The 8,273-nt window shown below is 46.6% G+C and carries 8 protein-coding genes; 5 read left to right on the forward strand and 3 right to left on the reverse strand.

What is annotated here, in order from left to right; translation table 11 throughout:
* Positions 1-126: ORF6N domain-containing protein (locus EBR25_11605; protein ID NBW41628.1), on the forward strand; the 126-nt coding region annotated here is incomplete at its 5' end.
* Between the two features lie 96 nt (positions 127-222).
* Positions 223-804, forward strand: a complete 582-nt coding sequence (locus EBR25_11610) for a hypothetical protein (protein ID NBW41629.1) — start codon at positions 223-225, stop codon at positions 802-804.
* Between the two features lie 8 nt (positions 805-812).
* Here the strand turns inward: EBR25_11610 and EBR25_11615 are convergent, their stop codons facing one another.
* The 3 genes from EBR25_11615 to EBR25_11625 are packed head-to-tail and all read right to left on the reverse strand — an operon-like array spanning position 813 to position 4,218.
* Entirely contained in the window at positions 813-1,403 is a 591-nt protein-coding gene (locus EBR25_11615; GenBank protein ID NBW41630.1) for a hypothetical protein, read from the reverse strand.
* Between the two features lie 10 nt (positions 1,404-1,413).
* Positions 1,414-1,854, reverse strand: a complete 441-nt coding sequence (locus EBR25_11620; GenBank protein NBW41631.1) for a hypothetical protein — start codon at positions 1,852-1,854, stop codon at positions 1,414-1,416.
* 30 nt (positions 1,855-1,884) lie between these two features.
* Complete coding sequence (locus tag EBR25_11625) at positions 1,885-4,218, reverse strand: hypothetical protein (protein ID NBW41632.1); 2,334 nt, start codon at positions 4,216-4,218, stop codon at positions 1,885-1,887.
* A 280-nt stretch (positions 4,219-4,498) separates the two neighbouring features.
* On the opposite strand from EBR25_11625, the gene EBR25_11630 reads away from it, so the two are divergent.
* The 3 genes from EBR25_11630 to EBR25_11640 are packed head-to-tail and all read left to right on the forward strand — an operon-like array spanning position 4,499 to position 8,047.
* Entirely contained in the window at positions 4,499-5,329 is an 831-nt protein-coding gene (locus tag EBR25_11630; GenBank protein NBW41633.1) for a pilus assembly protein, read from the forward strand.
* Complete coding sequence (locus tag EBR25_11635) at positions 5,326-7,614, forward strand: hypothetical protein (protein NBW41634.1); 2,289 nt, start codon at positions 5,326-5,328, stop codon at positions 7,612-7,614. Before EBR25_11630 ends, EBR25_11635 begins: the two co-directional genes overlap by 4 nt.
* Positions 7,592-8,047 (forward strand): hypothetical protein, encoded by a 456-nt coding sequence (locus EBR25_11640; protein NBW41635.1) that lies wholly within the window; start codon positions 7,592-7,594, stop codon positions 8,045-8,047. Before EBR25_11635 ends, EBR25_11640 begins: the two co-directional genes overlap by 23 nt.
* Positions 8,048-8,273 lie beyond the last annotated feature (226 nt).

The following is an 8,273-nucleotide window of genomic DNA, read 5'->3' on the forward strand; positions in this document are numbered from 1 at the left end:
GCCGTGAAGCGCAATGAAGACCGATTCCCCACAGATTTCATGTTTCAGTTAGAAGATCGAGAGGTTGTAGCTTTGAGATCCCAAATTGGGATCTCAAAGGAAGGCACCATCTTTCTTAGAAGTTAGTTATTTAAGTTTTCCCAGCACTCTCTGAGCGGATGTGCTTCGAATTTGGGCGCGGGTGGTAGTGCGTTCACTCGCTAAACTCATGAGCTAGAGAAAATCCCAGTGGGGCTTATTGATGGGAGCAGTGAGAACTCAAAAGTCGTAACCGATCTCCTTCAGAATCTTCTGGAGCGAGGCTTCTCGCTGCACTGCGAAAGGCTGCTGTGTGTCCTTGACGGCTCAAAAGCTCTCAGCAAGGCCGTGCGAGACGTCTTTGGGAGTGCCGTGCTCATTCAACGCTGCTGGCTTCACAAGCTCAGAAACCTAGAAGGATACCTTCCTCAAGAGAAACACCAAGAGCTTCATCTCCGAATGAATCGTATGATGAACCTTGACCGTTACAGCGACGCTCAGGGAGAGCTAAAGAAGCTTAAGTCTTGGCTCATGCAAACCAGTGAGCAAGCTGCCAATTCGCTCGATGAAGCAGGTGATGAGCTCCTGACCCTTCATAAACTTGGAGTTCCTCTCGACCTCCGGAAGAGCCTTGATTCTACCAATATGATCGAATCGCTTTTCTCTGTTGTAAGACAAAAGCTTCACAATGTGAAGAACTGGAACTCGCGTAATCCAAACAGAAAAATGCAGTGGATTGCTTCTGCAATCCTCTATCATAAAAAGAAGCTGGTACCTGATTACTAGAGGGGCGATTAGAGCTGTAGCGTTTGATCTGCACTGACTTGGCCGAGAGGGACAACAGTGTAACTATCCACGTCAGCTGCCTGTTCAATATTAATCTGACAGACGAACTCCTGCCCGCAGCTTGTAGGTGGAAGAAAACCCTTCATATCAGCAATCACACTTTTACACTTTTGTACCATTGAAGCCGATATTGCTGATTGCTGACACGATCCAGAGGCGCCATAAGTACTATTCCCTTCATGAATGAGCTCCCCACTGCATGCTGACCCACTCCTTACATACCGAAAGATATACGAACAGTATTTCCCTGGTTGCACCTCATTATCCTGTTTCTGATCAAGATACACTTCAGCATCTTCTAACTCTGAGTCTGAGAGCCTCTGAAATGAACCAGATATGGGTGCGAGCTTAAGTCCATGAACCGTTCTCACCGTTTCAGAGTAACTATACGGGAGATACAGTTCCGGACTAGAGAACTCCACCACTCTTGAGATCGACTCAGATTGAACAGCCGTTAAAACCGGAACCATAAAAAGAGAAAGAAAGAGGGCAAACCCTGGTAGGGTGCTACCTGCATCTTGCTGTGCTTTGCTTCTCATACCTTACTCCTTAAAATTCAATCGGATCTATTCCTGCTTGGCTGCCACCATTCCCCGACCCAGGGTTCGCTCCACAATCCGATTCAGAAAACGCTTTTATCGGCAATCCATCATCTCCAACCAAAAAGCTCACCATCCTCTGCCCGGGTGCAAGACTCACGTCTTCTTCTAGGAGGCGATAAAACAGACTCGCAGTGGGAACGTTGGAAGCATTCTGATTCTGGCGAATTCCATACAGGACATCTCCAAGGGTTAAAGCCGAATCCTTTATTTGTACAGGCAAACAAATAGATCCTTCATGAGGTGATTTTCCTTGCCCGCTCACATCACTCTGACTTCGAGAACCTGTACTAGGTGAATCAGCCTCACCTTGACTCGGTGTAACAAGTAGCATTACTACCATTAAAACGACTAGAAACCGCTGAATAACACTTTTTTCTTCTCTTTTCATAAAAGCCTCTGTAAACATTTCTTTAAAACCCTAGTACTGACCCTGAATAGCCGCACCATTAATAAGCCATCCATCATTTGATTGAGCAATGAACTCAACAGTGAATGGAATTGCTCCAATGGTTGACAGCCAGATTGGCAATACAAAACTCACATCGATTGTTACTGACGCCACTGTTGGATTTGCCGGATTGCATTGGAACGGGCCACTAAAGGTCAGGGCCAGTGGTTCACGTCCAGGATTCGCAAAGTAATCTGTTTCACTGTATGGGCACTCCGGCTGGGAGATATTAGCCGTTGGCCCTGGCATACCACCACGAAGATACACCTCTGGGGTCATCGAACCAGTAGTTGCAAAACGGTTCTCGGCACATGTTGACGCTTGATAGTCAATGAGGAAGATCTCTGCATTTAGAGGGTGTCCTGGCACTGGTGGTGTACCCGTGGTAGTGGAAAACATATTAATACCGGCCACCGGTCCTGATGGAGGCAAATATGTATTCGAGGTAAGATTCACATTTGTCGGATGGTCACCAGCATCATCCCAAATACATGCTGGCTGCCCTGATACTACCTGCCAGTAGGGATTAGCAGCATTAAAACTTATTGGTCCCCGAAAGGTATTGAGAGCAGAGCGTTCAAAGTCATGATTGGCAAGCACGTACTCTGAAGCACCATCTTCATTGGAATCAATTTGATTTGAAACAACTCGAATACTACTCTGATCTCCAAGGGCCCATTCCAGACAACCAGAAGAACCTGGTTGTATACAAATAAGGTCTGGCTTGTTGAGAAATGATACTGCGGCTTCGTCGTTTTTAAAGAATGTTGTTGTTCCGTCGGGATGTAGTAAAGCGGCAGTACGCGCAACGGTAATCCCAGCGTCGGTATAAAAACCTGCTATGACAAGGGTCATAATCTCAATCGCTCGCACTGAGGTGTCCGTATAATCTCGGAGTGTCATATCGAAGTCAAATCCAGCGAAAGCATTTGGGGCCTCTCTGTTCACATACAAAGTGACCGGTTCAAAAAGGTCCCAAGTAGAACTCTCCCTTGGGAGCATCCGATACAGTGCTACTCCACCAGAATTGTCGACCTGAGTACCCGCAGGGACACTTGGATTACCATAAATTCGACCAACTCGAGTAGGAGCGCTGACTGCGACAAATACTTTTCCGGTTTCGCTATCTCTAACTCCTCGCACAACGTATCCAAAACTATCCGTATCAGAAGAACCTGTTGGCAGTTGCGGAGTATCATCCGTTATAAATAATGCATTTTTTATCTGATCGGCTTGCACCTGCACTACTCCGCCCGAATGCATCAAAGTACCAGTTGGAGCTAGCTGAAGGTGCACGACATATACCATTCCCTTACCGGCACCATTCTTTGGATCTTGCGTTCCCGGGGCTCCTACGAGAACGGCATCCGTACCATCACCATTGACATCAACGGCATCAAGTGACAAACCGAAGAAATAATCGTGCTGAAGGCTGAAATTATTATACGCTCCGTCAAGATTGCCTACTGCATTCATAACTACCTCGGCCGTCATCTCCGCAACTGGCATCGGAGTAGGATTATTCTGAATATCATGCAGATTACTTAAGGAGTATAAGAAAATCGTCCCTAGCTTATCGTTAGGAGAAATCGCATAGGTCTCTGGCGCTGAAACTGCGAGGTACTGCTGAGGACCTGCCGTTACCACCTTCATTGAATATCCAAATTTCCCTACAGTACACTGAGTACCGATTCCTGCACACTGTGATGAGGAAGGAGGATTAACCGTCCTTAAATAGGTAAGATTACTTCCGGTTGCATCAAATATAGTGAGCTGTTGCGTAGTTGTATCACTTGCAACAAGGTATTGTTCACCACTTGGCGCAGTATAGGCCGCTAACGCCTTTCCAAGGTTTGTTGAAGAGCTTGGTTGTTGATAGGTATTCACTATTCCACACAAAGGTGCCGTTGTGGAATGAAATGCTTCTAGCATATCCGGCGAGAGTTTGAACACCTTTCGCGTCAATGGATCACTGGTGTACACATACGAGCCATGTTGTAGAATGCTCTTACCAAAAGCCCACAGAGATCCATTTTGAGACGGTGACTCGACCAACTGTCCGATTTTCTCCGTCGCAACCGCTGAGGCATTCAATGAACAGAGTCCCTGAGCCTCGACCTGTGACTGAAGGGTAAAAAATGGAGCCAGCGCTATAGCTACGTATATGACCGTACTGAGTACTCGCTGCACCGACAGCGCCACACTCTGGAACTGGATAACACATTCTTTCTCGTATATCTCCTCACAAAATCCACCATGAGAAGACGTGTCGAACCCGGTATTTTGCGAAACAAACCTAACCATAAACCCTCACTCTTTATTTTCCATGACAAAAAACCACTAGCTTGCGTTCTGAACATAGCGCTACCGTGTTATGGCCGAAATAAATGTGCATGATGCACATTTTTTAAAATTTCTCGAAAAAAGCTGTTACCTACAAAAATATCCTAAAAAAAAAACATAAAATGTTCTTATTTCCTTTTTTTTGAAACAGATAGGCTAAAAAGTACGATAAATAAACACGGGTGGGAAGCATTTCGAAAACGTACTGAGTTACAATTCGAAATAACTTTAAAGAGGTTTTGTGGAAATAACTCGGGTAAGCAGTCAAACATATGGCGCCTCTCCTTGGTTGGGTGGCGCTCTCCACCAAGGCTGCGGATTGCCGCTCAAAGAGCCTACTCTGTGGGCAGCCTCCCAACAATACCGATGTTATCAACGTCAGTATGGGGGAGCACTAATAGAGCTTACCATGGCTCTTCCAGTCCTACTCATACTTCTCTCTGCTGTCATGTATTTTGCTCACCTTATGTCCGCACGAGCAGCTATAGTAACCGCTGTGAACTCAGTTCGAATTGCTGCTACAAGAGCAAACTCACCTATATCTACTGAGGTGTTTCGAGAGATCGAAAGCTTTCATGCTACCGGCAATGCCTCACAACGACTAAAATCGCTACTTGCCTCGAAAGACCTAGAAGACGCGGCATTTAGCACTTCAGGGAGAGATAGTTATAATGATTTTCTAAAGGATGCATCTCAGTTTCCAGCCCCCGCTCCAGAGTTGATGGGACTCGAAAAAGAAGACCTTATCAGCATGGTCTATTCTATAGGTATCGTTCGTCAAAGTCTTGGAGAACATGTAAAGACCCCCTGTCAGGAGCCCGGCTGCTTACTCTGCCTCCCCATCCCTCCTCCATGGGCCGATGTCAGCCCAGGACAAACAAGTACTCTAACAACCAAGCCAGCGAGAGCACGCTTTGCGGGTATTCGTTGCGAGTACATACCTGACGGATTCATTTTCAACATGATAAACTCGCTCTTGAGGTTGTTAGACCCCAATGGTGGGGATCTCTCACCTATCACCTTTCGCCAGCAGCGATCGGTAATTTTTGATGGTTGGGGAGAACAGGGATGAAAGCGTCTCGAGTCTGTAGGGCACAAAGAAACTCTTACTCTTCTGAAAAGGGCTCAGCACTCGTACTCATTAGCGTGAGTATTCTAGGGGTTATTATTTTCGCTACTATCTTTGCGTTCGATAACGTCACTTCCCATAAAGCAAACCTTCTCGCACAACATACAGCCGATAAAGCCATCTTTTATGCAAAAGACCTTTTCCTTGTTACGAGTGGATACTCTGCTCTTCAAACAGCAGTCAATACACTCCCGGCGGACGGAAAGCTCATAGACGAAGATGCCCGATTTAAAATTACCAAAGTAATTGCTGTTTTCCCTGCAATCTCAAATACCCTTCCGCCTCAGGTAAAAGGAGACGACCTTCATGGTGGGAGTGCGCGGATGAGTTTTGCTGATTTCAACACGGCTTTTAATACCAACCTTATCTGTCCAGCAACAGTCAACGACGCTGATTGCCTTGTCTATCTCGATGTTGAGAGTACTGTACCACAAGGGCTCGTGCCCGCAGGCTTTTGGGACAGGGACCAGCACGGAATGCACTTCGGAATGGCTATACAGGTAGCAAGTGATACTGTATTTTTAAAGATTGATGGAATCACCTCTGTTACAGGCAAAGGGAAAGCCTTTTTGTCCATCTCACATCGAAACAAAATAGCTCTTGAGGATGTTCCTAACTCCTCGGGTCGTCCCTCTTACATTTTGGGCATTGCTCCCCAGGCAATGACCCTTCCCCTGGAAAATTCAAGCTTCTCGTATCCTGCGAATTATTCCAGCACACTAAATCCAGCTTCAAGCTCGCAGACCTACTCTGGATTCGAAAAATCCAGTCCTCCAGCTGGTAGTAACCCCCTCGATGTTAATAAGATTTTTCGAGGTTCTTTCAGCCGTCCCGAACAGCCGATGTATCCCCTCGACGCACCTGCTACACCTGATTTTCGACAAGCGCTCATTTCAGGATGCTTTGCGCCGTGGATTGCAGCTAGAAATCTGTTCATTCAACTATTAGTTGAAGAGATGAGTAGACTCGGTTCACTCCGTGATACATTTCAATTTGGAATAGTCCACTCTTTTGGTGATGATGGATCGCCTACACGTCCGACGATAGTCAAGCTCCCCGGTGAAGATCCATTTCCAAACTCTGCAAGCAATCCCACCAATGGCATGATTCTCCCCTTCGTCAATCGCCGAAAAACAAATGGAGAGTTGCGTTGTAATTTCAAGGATGGAGACGGATGTATACCAGAAGATGGCTGGTATATAGAGCAGTTCAGAAGCTGTTTTCACGCCAACTCGACTACTAATGGCGTTGAGAGTGCCACGCCATACTTTCAGTTTTCAGATGTTTCAAATAGAGGCATGTCATATGAACCTGCGCACTACCAGTCAAAGAGCACAGCTCACCAATTAGTTCCTAGCTCTATCCCATATGGTCAGTACGGCAATGATGGCATCTCAAAGACACTCGGTCTCAGTCAAGTTGTTCGGTTCATGGGAGTAGAACAACGATGTGTTCAACATAAGAGTGGAGGAGCTGGAAATTGCGAACGTCCTGCTGATCCCTCAAAGCTCCTTAATCCCAATGACAACGTCATACCTGACATCACGAGCTTCCTTCGATATGCGAGTGCTCAGGACACTGGCTATGAGAAAGCTGGTCCCCTGCAGTATAAAGAATCCAATCCCACCGCTACGTTTAAAACCGTACAGATAGAAAACCAGGATATTCGGCCTCTTGGACTAGGCTATCATCCCGCTGATGTCATTCTCATACTGAATCAGCGACTGCCTAGTACTATTGGAGCTCCCAGCCATATTCAGAGCTACCGCGGAAATATCCAGCGAGAGGTGACGCGTCTCAACCAGCAAGGCAGACGGGTAATAGTGATCTTTTTCGCTCGAGGTCCCGAAGACGAAGGGACATTCCTCGGACCGGGCAACGTCATCGATGATGTTTTTCAAGATCTACAAGAAACATTTTGTGTGAATTTTACAGGGGGACAGTGCATGACAACTCCTCCAGTAGATTTTCTTGGTAATGCCGTTGTTCGGATAGCGCCAGCACAAATTACTTCTAGCCCACCATATCCGCAGTATGTAAGCAGCGAGTGCCCACGAAGACCCCCCGCGCAGTTTGGCTCATATTCGTATCCCGCTGAGTATAATACTGATCAGTGTTTTCAAAATTTCTATCTCGATCTACTTACTCGTGATGAACCGCGTAGCATTGAAGAAGAGGTCAGAGGAATCATGAACTCTCTATTATTTGACCTTCGAGTCTCACTATAAAGCGCAAGGAGAGAAAGAGAGAGTTGAAAAGAAGAGTTTTGTGTGTGTAGGAATAAGGGGAGCATGTATTCTACAACGGTTTTTGAGGAGGAAACTGATGAAACATACTTCACAGAAAGGCAAGTGGGTATTCAGCGCACTGAAGGGAGATAAGCATTCTGAATGCGAGCGAGGCTCGACTTTTCACTGCGAGCGAGGCTCGACTTTTCACAGCGAGCGAGGCTCGACTTTTCACAGCGAGCGAGGCTCGACCGTTATCGAGTACGTCCTTGGGATTGCGCTCCTTTTCCCGGTAGCTCTCGGTATTGGTCTTTCACTAGAAAAGGTCAGCCAGTCACGAGGACAAGTTGCGCTCGAGGCGTCTCAATACCTCTTACCATGCACCTCTTCAAACTCTCCCCTTGGAGAAGACGACCCTAACGAATGTAAATAGCAAAAGAGAACACTCCTTACTCCACGTTCACTAACATGCCCCTCCTCAAGTACCCCTCCTCAAGTACCACCATCTTTTTTTCATTAAATGACGAACCGATGCGACTCCCCTCCTCAAGTACCACCATCTTTTTTTCATTGGATGACGCACCGATAGGACGACCTCCTCCGATTAACACTCTGTCATGGGAAATCCACTACGCACCAAAGACCCGTCTCTTTACCGC

This window comes from bacterium (assembly GCA_009926305.1).
Lineage (GTDB): Bacteria > Bdellovibrionota_C > UBA2361 > UBA2361 > RFPC01 > RFPC01.